Origin of the sequence: Dyella acidiphila, from assembly GCF_014863405.1 — a bacterium.
Taxonomy (GTDB): domain Bacteria; phylum Pseudomonadota; class Gammaproteobacteria; order Xanthomonadales; family Rhodanobacteraceae; genus Dyella_B; species Dyella_B acidiphila.
The window spans coordinates 78,672-97,665 of record NZ_JACZZA010000004.1; the positions used below are offsets into that span (position 1 = coordinate 78,672).

The following is an 18,994-nucleotide window of genomic DNA, read 5'->3' on the forward strand; positions in this document are numbered from 1 at the left end:
CGTGAGCGATCGCGCCGAGCCTCCCATGCACGTGATGGCCGGCGTGTTGCGCGATGCGCAGGGCCGCGTGCTGCTGGCGCAGCGCCCGCCAGGCAAGCATCTGGCCGGCATGTGGGAATTTCCCGGCGGCAAGCTGGAGCCCGGTGAGCTGCCGCAGCATGCGCTGATGCGCGAATTGCACGAAGAACTCGGCATCCAGGTCGATCCGGCCGACGGCGCACCGCTGATTCGTGTGCCGTGGCGCTATGGCGAACGCGGCCTGCTGCTGGATGCCTGGCAATTCACGCACTGGCAGGGCGTACCGGTTTCGCTGGAAGGGCAGGCCCTGCAATGGATGCTGCCGACGGCGGTCGATCCGGCCGAACTCGCGCCGGCTGATCGCCCGATTCTGCAGGCGCTGTGCCTGCCTTCGATCTACGCCATTACGCCCGCCGATGTTGCGCCGGATCAACGGGAAAGCTGGCGCGCGCGGATTGAGCTGGCTCTTGCACAAGGCGTGCGCCTGATCCAGCTGCGGTTGCCGCATTGGCCGCTGCCGCAGGTGCGCGCGCTGGCCATGTCGCTGCAGGCAAGTGTCGTGCGCCATGGCGCGCATCTATTGCTCAATGGCGATATCGACGGTGCGCGTGAACTGGGTGCGGGCATGGGCGTGCATCTGCGTTCCGCGCAGCTCGAGGCCTTGCAGGCGCGTCCGCTGCCATGGGGGCAACGCGTGAGCTGCAGCTGTCATACCGCCGCGGAGCTGGCCCGTGCGCTGGCGATCGGCGCCGATTTCGCCACGCTGTCGCCGGTGGCCGCTACAGCCAGCCATCCGGACGGTACGCCCTTGGGCTGGGCGGCTTTTCAGCAGCTGGCGGACGCGGCGAGCCTGCCGGTGTATGCCCTGGGCGGCGTGGCGCCGGCCCAGCTGGCGCTGGCCCGCGCGCATGCGGCGCAAGGGGTGGCGGGTATCCGCGCCTTTTGGCCGGACCTGGGCTGATGCTTGCCGATCCGCGGCTGCGGCAGTAGCGTGCGGCCATGCGCATCATTTATCGAGCCCAGAACCTGATCGACGCCCATCTGGTGAAGGACGCGCTTGAAGCCGAGGAAGTGCCGGCATTTATTTCCGGCGAATACCTGACCGGCGGGGTGGGGCAGCTGCCGGCGCTGGATTACGTGGCGGTGCTGGTGCCCGAATCGAGCGTAGATATCGCCGAGCCGATCGTGCGCGAGATCGATCGCGCCCTTGCTGAAGCCCGGCAGGCGCTGCAGGAATACGACGGCGACAGCGGCGACCTGCTGCCGGCCTAGCCATCGCGGAGTCTGCCGTGCGGCTTTGAGTACACTGCCGGTACCGCGCTCCCTGCGGTCGTCGCATGCCGATCATGGCGACGATCGCTCGCAAGGAAGTCCCCCATGTCCGATCCCGTTACCGCGACGCCCGACGGCGCTCGCAGCGAAGCCTCACTGCGCCTTGCGCTGGTGCAGATGGTTGCCGGCGCCATGTTGCTGTCGAGCACCAGCCTGCTGGTGGTGTATGCGCATACGCCGCCGACCGTCTCGGCGTTCTACCGCATGCTGTTCGGCGGCGGCATGTTGCTGGTGTGGGTAGCGCTGCGCGGACGCTGGCAGCCTTTCACCTTGCGCGACGTGGGTTGGGCCTTGCTGCCGGCGGCGGGCCTGGCGCTCGATCTGATCCAGTGGCATCGCAGCATCCTGTGGATCGGCCCAGGCATGGCCACCTTGCTGACCAATTTCCAGGTGTTCCTGATGGTGCTGGCCGGCTTCGTGTTTTATCGCGAGCGGTTCGGGCGCTGGTTTGTGCCCGGCATGCTGCTGGCGATGGTCGGCCTATGGCTGCTGGTCGGTGCGCACTGGTCGGTATTCGATGCGCGGCATCGCCAGGGCGTGTGGCTGGGCCTGGGCAGCGGCGTGGCGTACACGGTGTATCTGCTGAGCTTCCGGCAGGCGCTGAAAACCCATACACGTTTGTTGCCCGCGCAATTCCTTGGCCTGATGAGCCTGCTGTGCGCGTCGATGCTGTGGCTATGGGGCATGGGCGAGGGCGACAGCTTCGCCTTGCGCGATGCGGAAAGCTGGAGCGCGCTGCTGGCGCTGGGATTCTTCGGGCAAGTGCTGGCCTGGCTGCTGGTGGTGCAGGCGATGCCGCGGCTGCCTGCGTCGCTGGTGGGGCTGTTGCTGCTGTTGCAGCCGGCTCTCGCCTTTGTGCTGGATGTGATCTTGCTCGGACGCCCGACCACGCCCAGCGACTGGATCGGCCTGGCGCTGGCGCTGGCAGGTATCCTGTGCGGCGCGCTGCGGCCGGCCCGACGCGCTACCAAGACTGGAGTACATGCATGACATCGCTTGAAAACCTGATCCGCGCGGTACCGGATTTTCCGAAGCCGGGCGTGACCTTTCGTGACATCACGCCGCTGCTGGCCGACGGCGCCGCCTTCGCGCGCTGCATCGACGCCCTGGTCGAACCCTGGCAGGGCAGCGCCGTGCAGGCGGTATGCGGGGTCGAATCGCGCGGTTTTATCTTTGCGGCCGCCATGGCGCAGAAGCTGGGCGCCGGCTTTATTCCGCTGCGCAAGCCCGGCAAGCTGCCGCCGCCGGTCATGCATGCGGATTACCAGCTCGAATACGGCACCGACCGGCTGGAAGCGCGCGTGGATACGCTGCGCGCAGGCGAGCGCGTGGTGCTGGTCGACGATGTATTGGCCACCGGCGGCACCCTGGGTGCGGCGCGCAACCTGCTCGGGCAACTGGGGGCGGAACTGGTAGGCGCGTCGGTGGTGATCGAGCTGTTGGCGCTGCAGGGCAGGAAGCTGTGGCCGAAAAACGTTCCGCTGCATGCGTTGCTGCATTACTGATGGCGTGGCCGGATTATCGTTTGGCCGTCCATACGTTCGAGGCGATGCGAGTGCCTCGAAATGCTTGCTCGATGTTCTGAATGATTGAAATTGCTCCACCGTCATTCCGGCCTTCGCCGGAATGACGGCTAGGCGAATTGTTCGCTTTCGCCTGGCGTGCGGCGCTCAACTGACACGCCGGCGCTTGGTAGTAGCAACATGCGTCGCGCTGTGCGGATCGAGCAGATCGCGCGGCAGGCTCTTGAACACATCAGCCAGCTGCTTGAGAAAGCCGCCCATCGCCGAACTCTTGCGCCACACCATGGCGATCCGACGGCTCGGCGGATGGCCGCTGAATTCCACCAACTGCAGGTTCGGCGCCTGTGCAATCGGCGGTTTTACCGCCAGCGTGGGCAGCAAGGTGATGCCCACATTGGCGGCTACCATCTGGCGCAGTGTTTCCAGGCTGGTGGCGCGAAAGCCGCTCTTTTCGCCGGCGCCCGCCATATGGCACACCTCCAGCGCCTGATCGCGCAGGCAGTGGCCGTCTTCCAGCAGCAACAGGCTCTGGTCGGACAGATCGTTGAGCTTCAGCTGCGGACGCTTGGCCAGCGGATGCGATTGCGGTACTGCCAGCACGAAGGGTTCTTCGAACAGAAACTCGGTGTGCAGGCTGTCGTCGTGCAGCGGCAGCGCCACGATGCAGGCATCGAGCTTGCCTTCACGCAGGCGGTGCAGCACGGTTTCGGTTTTTTCTTCCACCAGCAGCAGTTCCAGCCGCGGGAAGCGCTCGCGTACCAGCGGCACCACATGCGGCAGCAGATACGGGCCGAGGGTGGGGAAGATGCCCAGTCGCACCGTGCCCGATTCCGGATCCACCGTGCGCCGCGCAATGCCCTTGATCTGCTCGATCTCGTTCAGCACTTCGCGGGCGCGATGCGCGATCTCGCGCCCCACCTCGGTCAGCAGCACTTTGCGCGGTGTGCGCTCCACCAGCGCCACCCCCAGTTCGTCCTCCAGTTTCTTGATCTGGGTGGACAGCGTGGGCTGGCTGACGAAGCAGGCCTCGGCAGCGCGTCCGAAGTGCCGATGCTCGGCCAGGGACACCAGGTAGTGCAGGTCGCGCAGGTTCATGGCTCTCCCGCAAAAGGGGTTGATAGAAATTCTCTATGGATATCTATGGTAAGGATCGATTTTGACAATGCAAGCCTTGCATCGCCCATGCGCACCTGTGTAGGGCGCTGCCTTCGGACTATTCCTTCTGGCACTGGGGGGTAAGTTCTGCGTCAGCTAGCGTCGGTCGTTTTGAACACCACCTGCGAGGCTCGCTATGCACCGTCTTGTATCCACCATCGCCTTGACCGCATTGGCGGCCTGCTGCACGGCGGCCTTCGCCGCCACCCCGAACGACCAGGCGCCGCACGGCCGCCTGCCGGCCTGGGCAGTGCCGCAGTCCTACCAGCTGAGCTTCCGGGTCGATCCGTCGCAGGCGCAGTTCACCGGCACCACCACCATCAAGGTCGCGCTGAAAGCCGCCGCCGACCATGTATGGCTGGACGGCAACGGCCTGGTGGTCAGCAAGGTGGCCGTGACCGGTGCCGACGGCAAGACGCTCGACGGCAAGTACGTGGCCGTCTCGCCGAAGGAAGGCGTCTCGCGCATCGATTTCGGCAGCGTGCTGAAGCCGCAGCTGCTGACCCTCACCATCGACTACAGCGCGCCCTTCAACGAGCAGCTGCAGGGCCTGTACAAGGTCAGCCGCGCCGGCGTGCCGTATGCGATGACGCAGATGGAGCCGATCAGCGCGCGCTTTGCCTTCCCCGGCTTCGACGAGCCGGGCTTCAAGACGCCTTACGACATCACGCTGACCATCCCCAACAGCCAGGTCGGCGTGGCCAATACGCGGCAGATCAGCGAGACCGCGGCGGGCGACGGCTTCAAGACGCTGAAGTTTGAACAGACGCGTCCGCTGCCGACCTATCTGGTGGCGTTTGCAGTGGGCCCGTGGGATATCGCCAAGGGACCGGACATTTCGCCCGACGACTTCCGCAAAGATGCGATCACCCTGCGCGGCGTCGCCGCCACCGGCGAAGCGCATCGCATGCAGCACGTGCTGAGCGAAACGCCGAGCATCATCCATACGCTGGAAAACTACTACGGCTTCGGCTATCCGTTCGGCAAGCTTGACCTGCTTGCCGCGCCGGACTTCTCCGCCGGCGCGATGGAAAACCCCGGCCTGGTCACCTTCCGCGACTGGCTGCTGCTGCTCGATCCGGATTCGCCGGAACAGTACGTGCGCGGCTCGTTCAACGTGACTGCGCATGAGCTGGCGCACCAGTGGACCGGCGACACGGTGACGCTGGCATGGTGGGACGACATCTGGCTCAACGAAGCCTTCGCCACCTGGATGCAGCAGAAGGTCACCATGAAGGTGCATCCGGAATACCGCGCCGACCTCGACCGCATCAGCGGCGCCGAAGGCGCGATGCGCAATGACAGCCTCAACAGCGCGCGCAAGATCCGTCAGCCGATCACCGGCAACGGCGATATCGAAACCGCCTTCGACGGCATCACCTACCAGAAGGGTGCGGCGGTGATCGGCATGTTCGAAGGCTATGTCGGCGAAGACACCTTCCAGCAGGGCATGCGCAGCTATATCCAGGCGCACAAGTTCGGCAATGCCACGGCCAAGGACCTGGTCGGCTCGATCGCCACGGCGGCGCATCAGGGCGATGCGTTCAAGCATGCGTTCAACAGCTTCCTCGATCAGTCCGGCGTGCCCTACGTGCAGGCCAAGGTCGAACAGAAGAACGGCAAGACCGAGGTGCAGCTCAGCCAGAGCCGCTATCTGCCGCTGGGCAGCACCGGCGACATGGGTCGCGTGTGGGGCATCCCGGTGTGCGTGCGCTACGCCAGCACGGCCGGCGCCAAGAGCAGCTGCATGATGCTCGACAAGGCCACCGGCAGCATGACCCTGGCCGATGCTGCGCCTTCCGCCTGGGTGATGCCGAACGCCGATGCGCGCGGCTATTACCGCTTCAGCCTGGACAAGGCCGGCTGGACCAACCTGGCGCAGCACGTGGACAGCTTGAGCAACGGCGAGCAGCTCGCCTATGCCGACAGCGTCGACGCCGGTTTCCGCAAGGGCGAGTGGACCGCTGCCGAAGCGATGGCCGCCTTGCAGCCGCTGACCAAGGTCAACGTCGGCGAAGTGGCCGTGGCGCCGCTGTCCACGCTGGAATGGATCTATCGCTACGAAGCCACCAACGATGCGCAGCGCGCCAAGGTGGTCGAGTGGGTGAAGGCTGCTTATCTGCCGCGCATGCAGCAGCTGGGTTATCAGCGCAAGGCCGGCGAGCTCAGCGCCGATACGCTGCTGCGTACCCAGCTGGCTGCCGCGCTGGCGTTGAACTTCAAGGTGCCGGAAGTGCGCGCGGCCCTGCTGACGCAGGGTGATGCGGCGCTGGCGAAGAAGGCCGATGGTCATTTGAACCTGCAGGCGGCCGATCCCGACCTGCTCGGCGTCGCCCTGGGCGTGGCCGTGCAGGAACGTGGCAAGCCGGCGGTGGATGCGCTGATCGCCGAACTGCCGCAGACCACCAGCCCGGATCTGCGCAATGCCATGCTCGAAGGCTTGAGCAATGTCGAGCAGCCGGCGCAGGCCGATCAGGTACGCGACTTCGCCCTTACCAAGGACGTGAAGGTGGGCGAGATGGCGATGATCCTGCGCGGTGGCCAGGAAACCACCGAGTCGCGCAATAGCTTGTGGCAGTGGTTCACCGCGCACGATGCGCAGGTGCTGGGCCGCACCGGCAGCTTCGCCAGCGGCATGCTGCCGCGGCTGGTGGGTGGCGGCAGCTGCTCCACCGCCGAGGCCGACCGCCTGCAGGCGTATTTCACCCCGCGCCTGAAGGACATCGCCGGATCCGATCGCGGCCTGGCGCAGACGCGCGAGCAGACCGTGCTGTGCGCGGCGCTCAAGGCCAAGCAGGATCCTTCGAAGATCTAAGCGCGGCAGCTCCACCAGCGCCGGACGGCTACCGCCGTCCGGCGCTTTTTTATGCGCCTGGGCAAGTCTTTCCAGCGCGGCGATTCCATCTAAACTGCCCCCAACGCCGACTTGGGGGAAAGCCGCATGCGTCGATGGATAGGGATGTTCGCTTTGCTGTGGCTGGCGCTGCCGGTAATGGCGCAGGAGGTACCGGCAGCCCTGCACGACTGGCAGGACTGGGTGCTGCACGATGTGCCCGAGCACGCCTGTCCGTTCCTGGCCAACCGCAATCCCGGTGTCGGCAATAACCAGTGCATCTGGGCCAGTCGGCTGGCGCTGCAGGCCGACAAGGACGGCGGCCACTTCAGCCTCGGCGTGCATGTAGATGCCGCCGGCTGGGTCGGCATACCAGGCGACGAACATGCCTGGCCGCAGCAAGTGCAGGTGAACGACAAGGCCATGCCGGTGCTGGCGCACGAAAGCCAGCCTGCGCTGTGGCTGGAGCCGGGCGACTACACCGTGCGCGGCAACCTGCCGTGGGATACGCGGCCGGCGCGCCTGCGTGTGCCGATGAGCATCGGCCTGGTCGCACTCAGCCTGGACGGCCAAGCGGTGGATCACGTCGAGCGCAGCGGCGATCAGCTCACGCTGGGCGAGGCCGCCGCCGCGCAACGCCAGGCCGATGCGCTGTCGATACGCGTGTACCGGCATCTGGCCGATGGCATGCCGGCGATGCTCGACACGCAGCTGCAGTTGAACGTCACCGGCAGTTCGCGCGAGCAGGTGCTGGGCCCGGCTTTGCCCAAGGGCTTTGTCGCCACCGCCTTGAACAGCGATCTGCCGGCGCAGCTCGATGCAGACGGAAAATTGCGCGTGCAGCTGCGCCCCGGGCAATGGAACGTGCAGTTGTCGGCGCGCAGCGTGGATACCTTGCAGCAGGTATCGCTCAATCTGCCGCCGCAACCGTGGCCGCAGCAGGAAATCTGGAGCTATTCGGACGACCAGGAACTGCGCAGCACGCATGTCGACGGTCGCGCCACCGACGCCGCGCAAGCCGGCGTGCCGTCGGACTGGAGCAGTCTGCCGGCCTACGTGCTCGATGCCGGCAATGGCCTCAACGTGGAGCAGGGCGTACGCGGCAATGAAGGCAGTGCCGCCGACCAACTGCAATTGCAGCGGCAGATCTGGCTGGATTTCGACGGCCAGGGCTTGAGCATCAGCGATCACCTCACCGGCACGCTGCAACATCGCCTGCGCCTGGATGTGGCCAGTCCGTGGCAGTTGCAGCGTGCGTCGCAGGGCGAGCAGCCCTTGCTGGTCACCCAGCCGGATCCGCAGCATAGCGGCGTGGAATTGCGCGGCAAGGAGCTGGACCTGCAGGCCGGCCTGCGCATTGCCGACCGCAGCGGCAGTCTGCCCAGCACCGGCTGGCTAACACCGCTGGAACACATCGATGCCACCTTGCATCTGCCGTATGGCTATCGGTTGATCGGTGCGAGCGGCGTGGATCGTTCGCCCGATTCGTGGATCGCGCAGTGGAGCTTGCTGGATCTATTCGTGGTGGCCTTGATCGCGCTGTTGGCCGGGCGTCTGCTTGGCTGGCGCTGGGCACTGGTGGCCGTGGTGTTTCTGGTGCTGTCGCAACACGAAGGTGGCGCGCCGCGCTGGACGCTGGGCTTGGCGCTGGCTTTAGGGCTGCTGAAAAAAGCCTTGCCGCAAGGACGACTGGAGCGCGCGGCACAGCTGGTTGCGGCGGCGATGCTGGCGCTGGCCGTGCTGTGGACACTGCCCTTCGCATTGACGCAATTGCAAAGCGCCCTGCATCCGCAACTGGAAACATCCGGCGGTACGTCGATGGTTGATTTCATCGAGCCGATGATGGACGCAAAGCAGGAAGTGAAACCGCAGCCGCAGGTGATGCAGCAAGCTGCACCGGCTCCGCCTGCGCCGCCCGCCGCGCCGGCACCGGTCATGCAGGAGGCATCGTCCGCCGCGGCGCCGGCAAACCGTCAAGCACCGGCAGACATGGTGCTCAGTGCCAGCATCATCGGCGGGCGCCCGCCGGCGAACGACAACGACACGCGCAGCGTGATCCAGGCTGGTGCAGGCGAACCGTCATGGGATGTCGGCAACAACTATGCGTTGAGCTGGTCCGGTCCGATCACGGCCGAACAAAGCATGCGCCTGGTGATCGCGCCCGCATGGCTGGTGCGCTGGCTGCGCGTGATCATGCTGGCGCTGCTGGTTGTGCTGCTGGGACGCATGGTGCAGAACCTGCTCAGGCCGCTGCAGCCGTCGTGGCGCGGCTGGTGGCCGGGACGCGGTACGGCGGCCTTGCTGGCGATCGCCTGCCTGCCGCATCTGGCGCACGCACAGGCGACCCCGAACCCGACCCTGCTGAGCCAGTTGCAGGCGCGCCTTACCGAGGCACCGAAATGCACGCCCGACTGCGCCGTGGTGGCCAACGCCACCGTGCAGGCCAAGGACGACCAGATCAGCCTGGATCTGGAAGTGCATGTCGGCGCCACGGTGGCGCTGCCCATGCCTTCCACCGACGGCGGTATGCAGATGGCCGGCATCAGCGTGGACAACAACGCCAATGCTTCGATCGGCCGCTTCGAAGGCCAGCTGGTGACGCGGCTGGCGCCGGGCGTGCATCACCTCAGTTTCAGCTATCGCGTAAAACCGGTCGACAGCACCACGCTGAACTTCACCTTGCGTCCGCAGCGGATTGCCTTCAGCGGTCAGGGCTGGTCGATGGACGGCAGCGATGCCGGACGCATGCTCGGCGACAGCATCACCTTCAATCGCGTGAAAACCGCCAGCGACGGCCAGCAGGCACCGTTGCCGCAGCAGGCTTTTCCACCTTATGTGCGGTTGACCCGCATGCTGCAGTTGGGCGTGGACTGGAGCGTGATCAACACGGTCGAACGGATTGCGCCCAGCACCGGCGGCTTCACGCTGGAGCTGCCCTTGCTAGCCGGCGAACATCCGCTGGGCGACAACGTGCGCGTGCAGAACGGACGCATCAGCGTGACCTTCAATGCCGGGCAGAACACCGCATCGTGGACCAGCCGGCTGGAGCATGCCGACAATCTGTCGCTGACAGCACCGCCGCTCGACCAGCGCGCGGAGATCTGGCAGCTGCATCCGGCGGCGATCTGGCACGTGCAGGCCAAGGGTGTGCCGGCCGGCAACAGCAGCGACGGGCTGCGTTTCGAGCCGCTGCCGGGCGAAACATTGGCGATCGCGATCAGTCGTCCGCAGTCCGTGCAGGGCGACAGTCTTGCGTTCGACAGTGTCACGGCAAGCAGCAGCGTCGGCGATCGCTCCACCGAGACCACGCTGGACCTGCTCGTGCGCAGTACGCGCGGCGGCGAACATGCGATCGTCTTGCCGGCGGGTACCGAATTGCTCGATGCGGCGCGCGATGACGATTCACTCAATCTGGCGGTGAAGGACGGCAAGCTCAGCCTGCCGCTGCTGCCCGGCAAGCATCACTACGTGCTGCATGTACGCGAGCCGCGCGGCGTGGGCTTGCGTTCGGTAACGCCGGATTACGCGCTGGCTGCGCCCTCGGCGAATCTGTCGCTGCAGCTCAAGTTGCCGCAGGATCGCTGGGTGCTGTGGACATGGGGTCCGCGCATGGGGCCGGCCGTGCTGTATTGGGCGCAGCTGATTGTGCTGCTGCTGGCCGCGTGGCTGCTGGCGCGCTATGCGCCAACGCCGCTGCGCTTCCATCACTGGCTGCTGCTTGGGCTGGGTTTTTCGGCGTTCGCATGGAGCGCGTATGCGCTGGTAGTGGTGTGGCTGATTCTGCTTGGTCTGCGCGCACGGCATGAGTCCGCGTTGCAGCGCCTGGGCAGTCGTCGTTTCAACCTGCTGCAGACGGTATTGGGCGCGGTGACCATCCTGGCGCTGTGCATGCTGGTATCGGCGGTGCCTACGGGTCTGCTTGGCGTGCCGGATATGCATGTCAGCGGCAACGATTCCAGTGCCTGGGAACTGAACTGGTTTGCCGATCAGGCTGCTGATGCCTTGCCGCAGGCGGGTGTATTCAGCGTGTCGCTGTGGTTTTACAAGATCGCCATGCTGGCCTGGGCATTGTGGCTGGCCAACGCGTTGATCGGCTGGTTGCGCTGGGGCTTCGATGCATGGACGCGCGGTGGTTATTGGCGCAAGCGCGAACCCAAGCCGGCACCGCTGCCGGTTGCCGCACCCACCGAGAGCAAGCTGGGCGATGCATAAAGTACGTGACGTATTGCAGGCGGCGACGCAGCAGCTGGGCGACCGCGTCGATGCGGAAGTGTTGCTGGCCTATGCCTTGAGCAAGCCGCGCAGCTGGCTGATCGCGCATGCGGACGATGGCTTGGCGGCCGAGCATGCCTCGGCCTACCACGTGCTGATCGAGCAGCGTAAGGCCGGCGAACCGGTGGCTTATATCACCGGACGGCGCGGCTTCTGGTCGCTCGATCTGGAGGTGACGCCGGCCACGCTGATTCCGCGGCCGGAAACCGAACTGCTGGTGGAGCTGGCGCTGGAGCGCCTGCCAATCGACGCGAACGTGCGCGTGCTGGACCTGGGCACCGGCAGCGGTGCGATCGCCTTGGCGATTGCGCGCGAACGTCCGCGCGCGCAGGTCACCGCCACCGACGCCAGCGTCGAGGCGCTGGCGGTGGCGCAGCGCAATGCGCAGCGGCATGGCATCGGCAATGTCAGCTTCGCGCATGGCAACTGGTTTGCGCCGCTGGGCGCGCAGCAGTTCGAGTTGATCGTGTCCAATCCGCCGTATATCGAAAGTCACGATCCGCACCTGGAACAAGGCGATCTGCGCTTCGAGCCGGTCAGCGCACTCGCTTCGGGTATCGATGGACTGGACGATATCCGCCGCATCATCCGCGATGCAGGCAAGCATCTCTGCAGTGCCGGCTGGTTGCTGTTCGAACATGGATGGCATCAGGGCGATGCAGTTCGCTCACTGCTTCGTCATGCATCTTTCGCCAAGGTTTCAACCATGCGCGATCTGGAGCAGCGCGATCGCGTCACTGGCGGGTGCTGGTCAGTCAGCGAGGATTGTGACTCGCCATAGCCATCGGCGTAGACTGCAGGCACAACGAGGGAGCCCGGGTTACATCGGCGCGTCCGGGCACTACAAAACAAAAGTCTGCCCCGGATCTACTGCCATGAATCCTTGTCGTCGTGCTGTTGCCCGTCGTAGACCCGTGCAACGCCGCTTGCCACGGCTGATTCGCCTGCTGCTGGTGCCGCTGGTGTTTCCTGCCGCGATACCGGCGGTGATGGCGCAGACGACACCTGCGCCGGCGTCTTCCAGTAATCCGCCGCCATCGCCGGCGCAAGTTTCAACGGCGAACAAATCCGCCGTTACCTTGAGTGAAGTGATGGTGACGGCCAATCGCCGCCGTGAGCCGGAGCGCGAAGTGCCCATGCATGTCGCCACAGTATCGGCGACCTCGCTGCAGCAGCTCGGCGCCAAGAACCTCAACGACTACGTGTCGTACCAGCCCGGCGTGTTCTTCGCCAGCTCCGGCGGCACGGGGCAGGGCGAATTGATCATGCGCGGCGTGTCGACCGGCAACCAGACCAGCCCGACCGTGTCGGTGTATATCGACGACGTGCCGGTGGGCGGCAGCACGGTGTATGCGGCCGCCGCCACCTTCGTGTTCGATCCGGCGCTGCTGGATCTGGATCACATCGAATTTCTGTATGGCCCGCAGGGCACGCTGTACGGTGCCGGCTCGATGGGCGGCCTGGTGAAATACGTGACGGTGAAGCCGGATACCAGCGGTTTTTCCGGCAATGTCGGCGGCGATATTTCCAATACCAATCGTGGCGGCATGAGCTACACCGAACATGCCTCGCTGAATATCCCGCTGGTGAAGGACAAGGCCGCCCTGCGTGTGGCGGTAGTGGATCAGCACATCACCGGCGTCTACCGCGCCGTGGGCGAAACCCCGGCCGGTGGCGACGATCGCACGCATACCAAGGGTGCACGCGTGCAGCTGGAAGTGGATCCCACCGACAAGCTCAGCTTCAATGTCACCGCGATGGCGCAGCAGATTGCCGCCGATGGCTTGTCGATGGCCGATTACAACCTGCAAGGCCAGCCGATCTCCGGCGGCATCTATACGCGCCGGCTCAATCACCGCGAACCGTTTACGCAGACGCTGGAACTGTATTCCTTTCACGCCGGCTACGATTTCGATGCCGGTACGCTGGACTGGATCAGCTCTTACCAGAACTTCGTCAATCACAGCGTGCAGGATTATCCGGATTCCTTCCTGACCTTGTTGAACGCGCTTGGCCCGGCGCTTGGCGTGGATCAGCCGCTGAGTTCGCTGTATGTCGACTCGCAATACACCGTGCACAAGGCTTCGCAGGAAATGCGCCTGACCTCGCGCAAAAATCCCAACTTCGATTGGCTGGGCGGCTTCTGGTTCAACCGCGAGAATGTGTGGGAGCAATATGTGCTGGAGGGCGACAACAAATCGCAGCCCGGCCAGACCAGCCTGATCCAGCAGAACGTCAACGCCGGTTTCTCCGAGTATGCCGGCTACGGCGATCTCACCTGGCATGTGAATCCGACGTTGGATCTGACCGTTGGTGCGCGCGCCAGCGGCAACTCGCAGCACTTGTCCAATTTCGAGCAAGGCCCGGTGGCGGGCAGTCCCGGTGGATTCCGCGAGCACCTGCTCAGCGACGACATCACCAAGATGATCACGCTGAGCTGGCGCCCCAACGACAAAGGCAGCTACTACATGCGCGCCTCCACCGGCTATCGCCCGGGCGGCCTGCAGGCGCCGATCGAAAGCACCTTGCTTGGTCCCAATCCGAATGCCAAGGACAGCTTCGGTTCCGACGACCTGCAAAGTTACGAGCTCGGCTACAAGAGTCGCCAGTTGGACGGCCATTTGAATGTAGGCATCGACGGCTACGATATCGAATGGCACCACATGCAGCTGTACACCTACACCCTGGGCAACACCATCATCCAGAACGCCGGCGATGCACGCGTGGAAGGCGTGGAGATGCAGGCCAATTATTCGAACGGTCCGTGGCAGCTGGGGGCTTCGTCGGCCTATACCGATGCCTATGCCAAGAGCGGCAGCCCGCAGCTGGGCATCCAGCCCGGCGCGCCGTTGCCGTATTCGGCCAGGTGGGCCGGCACGCTGAGCGGCAAGTACAAGTTCATCCTGGCCGGGATGGACGCTTATGTCGGTGTCAATGCACGCGCATCGAGCCATCGCAATGCGGGCTTTAGCGGTGACGACAGCGATCCGAACTTCTATCTGCCGGGCTTCATGTTCCTCGACCTCAATACCGGCGTGAACCTGCGCAACGGTGCGAACATCGATTTCTATGTGCGCAACGTGCTGAACCGGCAGGTTCCGATCGGCACCTTGAACGATGAGGCGGTGAACTTTCTGGCTACGGTCGGCGGCCCGATGCTGGTGCAGATGTCGACGCCGCGTACGGTGGGGGTGTCGTTCAATGTGCCGTTCTAGTCGCTTTGCTTGGGTTGGGTTACGCCGGATTTGACCTGGGGTAACCCAACGATGTTGCTACGAAGACAGATCGTTGGGTTACGCTGCGCTAACCCAACCTACGCGGTTTGATTGCGCAAAAAATAGTAAGCGACTGCGGCGATTTTCGTAATGCAGGCGCGTTGCACAATGCGTGGCAGCTATCGGGGCCATGCGCATGACCAGTCAATCGCGTCGCAATGCTTTCAAGTTGATCTTGGCCGGTGCCGCTGCCGCACCCTTTTCGCTAGGCGCGACGGCCGCGGCCGAATGCACGCGCTCCGTCCGCTGGGGCCGCGGTATCGAAGGCCAGCGCAAGGCCGATCTGGGTGACGGTCGCTACGTAAATCCGATCGTGCCGGGCGATCATCCGGATCCCACCATCCTCAAGGATGGCAGCGATTACTACACGACGTTCTCGCCGTTCGATGCATTTCCTGCGTTGATCATCTGGCACTCCACCGACTTGGTGAACTGGGCGCCGCTGGCGCCGGCGTTGAACAAGCCGCTGGGCAGCGTGTGGGCAGTGGATCTGTGCAAGCACGACGGACGATATTTCATTTATATGCCGGCCAATCCGGGCACGGGCTGGTCCATCTATGTGATCTGGGCCGATCACATCGAAGGGCCATGGAGCGATCCGATCGATTTGAAGATCGGCGATTGCATCGATCCGGGTCATGTCGTGGGCGAAGACGGCAAGCGCTATCTGTTCGTCAACGGCATTCGCTATATCCGCCTCAGCGACGATGGGCTTTCCGCCGCCGGCACATTGCAGCTGGCGTACCAGCCGTGGCGCTATCCGCAGGATTGGGTGGTGGAAGATTTCGCACCGGAAGGCCCGAAGCTGCTGCGGCGTGGCGAATGGTTTTATCTGATTACGGCCATCGGCGGCACCGCGGGTCCGCCGACCGGCCATATGGTGATTGCAGCGCGGTCGCGCTCCATCCATGGCCCGTGGCAACACTGTCCGCACAATCCGCTGGTGCGCACGATCAGTGCCGAGGAGCCATGGTGGTCGCGCGGGCATGCCTCGCTGGTAGAAGGACCGGCGGGCGACTGGTGGATGGTTTATCACGGCTACGAAAACGGCTTTCGCACACTCGGCCGGCAGACTTTGCTGGAGCCGATGGTGTGGACCGATGACGGCTGGTTCCGCGCGACCGGTGGCGATCTTTCCGCGCCGTTGGCGAAACCTGCCGGTGGTCGTGCGAGCCCGTCCGGGCGGCCCTTGTCCGACGACTTCGCACACAACCGCCTGGGCGTGCAGTGGTGTGTGCAGGACACCGCGCCGGATGCCATGCAGTGCATCAGCTATGAAGCGAACAGCATGCGTATTGCTGCGACAGGGCGCTCGCCGGGCGACAGTTCGCCCGTGACCTGCCTGGTCGGCGATCGCGCCTATGTCGCGGAAGTCAGCCTGGAGTTGATCGGCCACACCGAGGGCGGGTTATTGCTTTACTACAACCCGGTCGCCTACGTCGGCATCGGTTTTACGCCGAGCGAAATGAAAACCTTCGAATACGCGCAGGAACAGACCTGGGCGCGCAAGCCGATGGCCAGTTCCAGTGTGCGGATCCGGCTGACCAACGATCATAACGTCATCACCTGGCACTACTCGCACGACGGCGGCAAAACCTGGGTGCTCAACGACCTGCGCATGGAGGTGTCGGGCATCCACCACAACGTGTTCGGTGGTTTTGTGAGCCTGAATATCGGTATTTACAGCGCCGGCGAAGGCAGTGTCGTGGTGCGGGATTTTCGCTATCGGGCGATCGAGGCAGCATAACCCTTAAGGCAAATCACCAGAGACCCCGTGCCCGAGAAAGCGAGTGCGCGGGCTTGGGGGCGAGGGATCTGTTGTTGCTCTTGCGCAGGAATCGACATGGATTCCCGCTTTCGCGGGAATGACGACGGTGAAGATCGCGGGCGCCGGGTTAACCAGCCTGCTCAATGACCGGTGCCGCTCACTTGCGCCGGTGGCTTGATCGCATACAGCAGCGCCGGCAGGAACACGAACGTCGCCAGCAGCACCGCCACCAGGCTCACCAGCAGCATGCGTCCCATGCTCGCCATGCCCAGGTCATGCGACAGCGCCAGCGAACCGAAGGCGGTGCCGGTGGTAAGGGCCGAGAACAACACCGCGCGCGCCGAGGCCGAGCTGATAAAGCGGCGCATGCCGGCACGCCAGTTCATCACGAAGTACACGTTGAACGACACGCCTACACCCAACAACAGCGGCAGCGAAATGATGTTGGCGTAATTCACCGCCATGCCCAGCATGCGGGCGAGCAGGGCGGTCAGCAACGCGGACATGCCCAGCGTCAGCAGCACGATGCCGGTGTCCTTCAGGCGGCGGATCACCAGCAGCAGCACGATCGCGATCGCGATAATCGCCAGCACGGCGGCCTGCTCGAAGGCGTGCATCATGGTGTCGGCCGAAGCGACGGTGGTTACGGCGGGGCCGCCGGCATCCGGAGCGATTCGCTGCACGGCGTCCACGAAGCGATGCAGACCCTTGGTGTCCTGGTCGTTGACGGTGGGCGAGACCTGGATGCGCACTTGCCCGGACGAGCTGACCCAGTCGCGCTTGATCGATTCGGGCAGCGTCGCCAGCGTCACGCCCTTGGCATCCAGGGCATCGCGCAGGCTTTGCAGCTGTGCGGGCAGGAAGCGGCTGACCGCGTCGTTCATGCCCATCAGGCGATCGTCGGGCACCTTGGCCAGCTTTTGCAGTGCGGCGTCGATGCCGCGCAACGGCGAATCGGCCGGCATTTCCGCATTGGCGTCGACGATCGCCTCGTGCGCGTCCTCGATCGCCGAACGCAGCGCGGCGGGCGTGATCGGTGGCGCCGAGGGCTCTACATCCAGCGAGGGCAGCATCAGCACCTGCGCCTGGTTGAGCTGCTCCAGCGACGCATCCTGGTCGGGCGGCACGAAGGTGGCGGCGGAAATCACGCTGGAGACTTCCGGCAGCTTGGACAGCTTGTCGCTGAGCGTGCGCGCCGTCTGCAGGTCCGGCACCATGATGTTGATGTTGAACGGGTTGGTGATCGGATTGTCGGCCAGGCTGCGCAGCGTGCGCATCGGCTCGGAAGTCTGGTCCTGGGTGTTGAGCGGATTGGCGTCGAACGGCATGCGGATTGCCGCATACAGGCCGACCAGTCCGAGCACCAGGAATACGATCAGTACACGCTTGTAGCGATGATGCAGGAACCCGTCCATCTTCGGACCGAACGGCAGCGACAGCTCCTTGGTCTGGCGCTGCGGCTTGAACAGGCTGAATAGCGCAGGCAGCAAGCTCAGCGTGCATACCAAGGCGATGCCCATGCCCACGCCGGCAATCGTGCCCAGTTCGGCCACACCGACGAAGCTGGTCGGCGAAAAGGCCAGAAAGCCGCAAGCAGTGGCGGCGGCGGCCACCGCGATCTGGCTGCCGGACACGCGTGCGCATTCGGCGATGGCGGTATTGATGTCGGCATGCAGCATGCGCATCTCGCGCATGCGCACGGCGAACTGGATGCCGAAATCCACCGCCAGGCCCACGAACAGCACAGCGAACGCCACCGAGATCACGTTCAAGGTGCCGATCGCCGCGGCGGCGAAGCCGATGGTCAGCGCAAAGCCGATCAGCAGGGTGATCAGAATCGGAATGATGCGGCGGAACGAATGCATCGCCAGATACAGCCACAGCGCGAGCAGCAGCAGGCTGCCGACGGTGCTCCACACGATGCCTTTGGTCAGCGCGCCGAATTGCACGTCGGCCAGCGGCACCGGCCCGGTGTAGTCGATGCGCACGCGGCCGGCTTTCACATCGGGCAGGTTGTCGCGGATCGCTTCCATCGCCTTGGTGGCGGCGCGGCCGGGCTCGAGCGAGTTTTCTTCCAGCACCGGATGGGTCAGCACCATGCGCACATTGTCCGGCTGCTGGGTGACGTCGGAGCCCAGCAGGCCCTGCCACGACAGCGGCGTGGGATGGCCGTCGGCGGCGTCATCGAGCACCTTGCGCAACTGATCGAGCGCGGGCTTGTATGGCGACAGATCGGCGTGCTGGATGCGTACGCCAGCCGCCATCAAGGACACGCCGTTCAACAGGCCGCGCGCCGACGGATCGGTAGCCAGCGGTCCCAGCAAAGGCTGTGCGTTCATCAGCGAATTGAGCAGCTTGGTCAGATCGTCCGAACCGAGCAGCAATAACCCTTCGGTGCGGAAGAACGGATCGGCATCCGGACGGCTCACATCGATAAAGTGCTTTTTGTCCGCAGCCATCGCCTTGGCCAGCGCGGCGGCGGTTTCGTCCGATTCTTCCGGCGTGGCGCCGCGCACCACCGCGACCAGCAGATTGTTGAACTGCGGGAATTCGCGATCGAAGGCCATCGCATGCTGGCGCCAGGGCAGCGTCTTGGCGAACAGGTTGTCCGTGTTGGTGTCCACGCTCAGCCGATGCGCGGCCAGCCAGATGCTGGCGGTTGCCGCCAGCACATAGAACAGCACCACGTACACGGCAAAACGCCGGCAAAATTGAACCAGACGGACGATAAGCTCAGTCACGGGCCTAACGCTTCCTTTAATGGGTGAATGAAAAACCAAGATGCGCCGTGCGCACCGGGCAGTTCTCCGCGGAGAGC

11 protein-coding genes are annotated in these 18,994 nt (G+C 64.6%); 9 read left to right on the top strand and 2 right to left on the bottom strand.

What is annotated here, in order from left to right; genetic code table 11:
- Position 1 precedes the first annotated feature (1 nt).
- The 4 genes from IGX34_RS08750 (at position 2) to IGX34_RS08765 (ending at position 2,855) form a co-directional block, all read left to right on the top strand.
- On the top strand, positions 2-979 hold the full coding sequence (locus IGX34_RS08750; RefSeq protein WP_338015440.1) for a Nudix family hydrolase: 978 nt from the start codon (positions 2-4) through the stop codon (positions 977-979).
- A 38-nt stretch (positions 980-1,017) separates the two neighbouring features.
- Entirely contained in the window at positions 1,018-1,290 is a 273-nt protein-coding gene (locus tag IGX34_RS08755) for a putative signal transducing protein (RefSeq protein WP_192555339.1), read from the top strand.
- A gap of 105 nt (positions 1,291-1,395) precedes the next feature.
- A complete protein-coding gene (locus IGX34_RS08760) occupies positions 1,396-2,340 on the top strand; it encodes a DMT family transporter (RefSeq protein ID WP_192555340.1) in 945 nt (314 codons plus the stop codon).
- The gene (locus tag IGX34_RS08765; protein WP_192555341.1) at positions 2,337-2,855 is read left to right on the top strand and encodes an adenine phosphoribosyltransferase; all 519 of its coding nucleotides are present in this window, start codon (positions 2,337-2,339) and stop codon (positions 2,853-2,855) included. Before IGX34_RS08760 ends, IGX34_RS08765 begins: the two co-directional genes overlap by 4 nt.
- Before the next feature lie 165 nt (positions 2,856-3,020).
- On the opposite strand, the gene oxyR is transcribed toward IGX34_RS08765, so the two are convergent.
- Positions 3,021-3,968: a DNA-binding transcriptional regulator OxyR gene (oxyR, locus tag IGX34_RS08770; RefSeq protein WP_192555342.1), complete on the bottom strand. Its 948-nt coding sequence runs from the start codon at positions 3,966-3,968 to the stop codon at positions 3,021-3,023.
- A gap of 196 nt (positions 3,969-4,164) precedes the next feature.
- On the opposite strand from oxyR, the gene IGX34_RS08775 reads away from it, so the two are divergent.
- The 5 genes from IGX34_RS08775 to IGX34_RS08795 all read left to right on the top strand — a co-directional run bounded on the left by IGX34_RS08775 (position 4,165) and on the right by IGX34_RS08795 (position 16,155).
- Positions 4,165-6,843, top strand: a complete 2,679-nt coding sequence (locus IGX34_RS08775; RefSeq protein WP_192555343.1) for a M1 family metallopeptidase — start codon at positions 4,165-4,167, stop codon at positions 6,841-6,843.
- A gap of 126 nt (positions 6,844-6,969) precedes the next feature.
- Complete coding sequence (locus IGX34_RS08780) at positions 6,970-11,073, top strand: hypothetical protein (protein ID WP_225737334.1); 4,104 nt, start codon at positions 6,970-6,972, stop codon at positions 11,071-11,073.
- On the top strand, positions 11,066-11,914 hold the full coding sequence (prmC, locus tag IGX34_RS08785) for a peptide chain release factor N(5)-glutamine methyltransferase (protein ID WP_192555344.1): 849 nt from the start codon (positions 11,066-11,068) through the stop codon (positions 11,912-11,914). Before IGX34_RS08780 ends, prmC begins: the two co-directional genes overlap by 8 nt.
- A gap of 145 nt (positions 11,915-12,059) precedes the next feature.
- Positions 12,060-14,348, top strand: a complete 2,289-nt coding sequence (locus IGX34_RS08790; RefSeq protein ID WP_192555345.1) for a TonB-dependent receptor — start codon at positions 12,060-12,062, stop codon at positions 14,346-14,348.
- Positions 14,349-14,544: 196 nt separating this feature from the next.
- On the top strand, positions 14,545-16,155 hold the full coding sequence (locus IGX34_RS08795) for a family 43 glycosylhydrolase (protein WP_192555346.1): 1,611 nt from the start codon (positions 14,545-14,547) through the stop codon (positions 16,153-16,155).
- 161 nt (positions 16,156-16,316) lie between these two features.
- Here IGX34_RS08795 and IGX34_RS08800 read toward each other — a convergent pair whose 3' ends face one another.
- Positions 16,317-18,917 carry an MMPL family transporter gene (locus IGX34_RS08800; RefSeq protein WP_192555347.1) on the bottom strand — a complete coding sequence of 867 codons (2,601 nt, stop codon included), beginning with the start codon at positions 18,915-18,917 and terminating at the stop codon, positions 16,317-16,319.
- Positions 18,918-18,994: the final 77 nt, after the last annotated feature.

What these genes read in the sequence shown, in the direction of transcription:
- IGX34_RS08775 (WP_192555343.1), top strand. Translation starts at nt 4,165, where the DNA reads ATGCACCGTCTTGTATCCACCATCGCCTTGACCGCATTGGCGGCCTGC.
- IGX34_RS08760 (WP_192555340.1), top strand. Translation starts at nt 1,396, where the DNA reads ATGTCCGATCCCGTTACCGCGACGCCCGACGGCGCTCGCAGCGAAGCC.
- prmC (WP_192555344.1), top strand. Translation starts at nt 11,066, where the DNA reads ATGCATAAAGTACGTGACGTATTGCAGGCGGCGACGCAGCAGCTGGGC.
- IGX34_RS08780 (WP_225737334.1), top strand. Translation starts at nt 6,970, where the DNA reads ATGCGTCGATGGATAGGGATGTTCGCTTTGCTGTGGCTGGCGCTGCCG.
- IGX34_RS08765 (WP_192555341.1), top strand. Translation starts at nt 2,337, where the DNA reads ATGACATCGCTTGAAAACCTGATCCGCGCGGTACCGGATTTTCCGAAG.
- oxyR (WP_192555342.1), bottom strand. Translation starts at nt 3,968, where the DNA reads ATGAACCTGCGCGACCTGCACTACCTGGTGTCCCTGGCCGAGCATCGG.
- IGX34_RS08755 (WP_192555339.1), top strand. Translation starts at nt 1,018, where the DNA reads ATGCGCATCATTTATCGAGCCCAGAACCTGATCGACGCCCATCTGGTG.
- IGX34_RS08795 (WP_192555346.1), top strand. Translation starts at nt 14,545, where the DNA reads ATGACCAGTCAATCGCGTCGCAATGCTTTCAAGTTGATCTTGGCCGGT.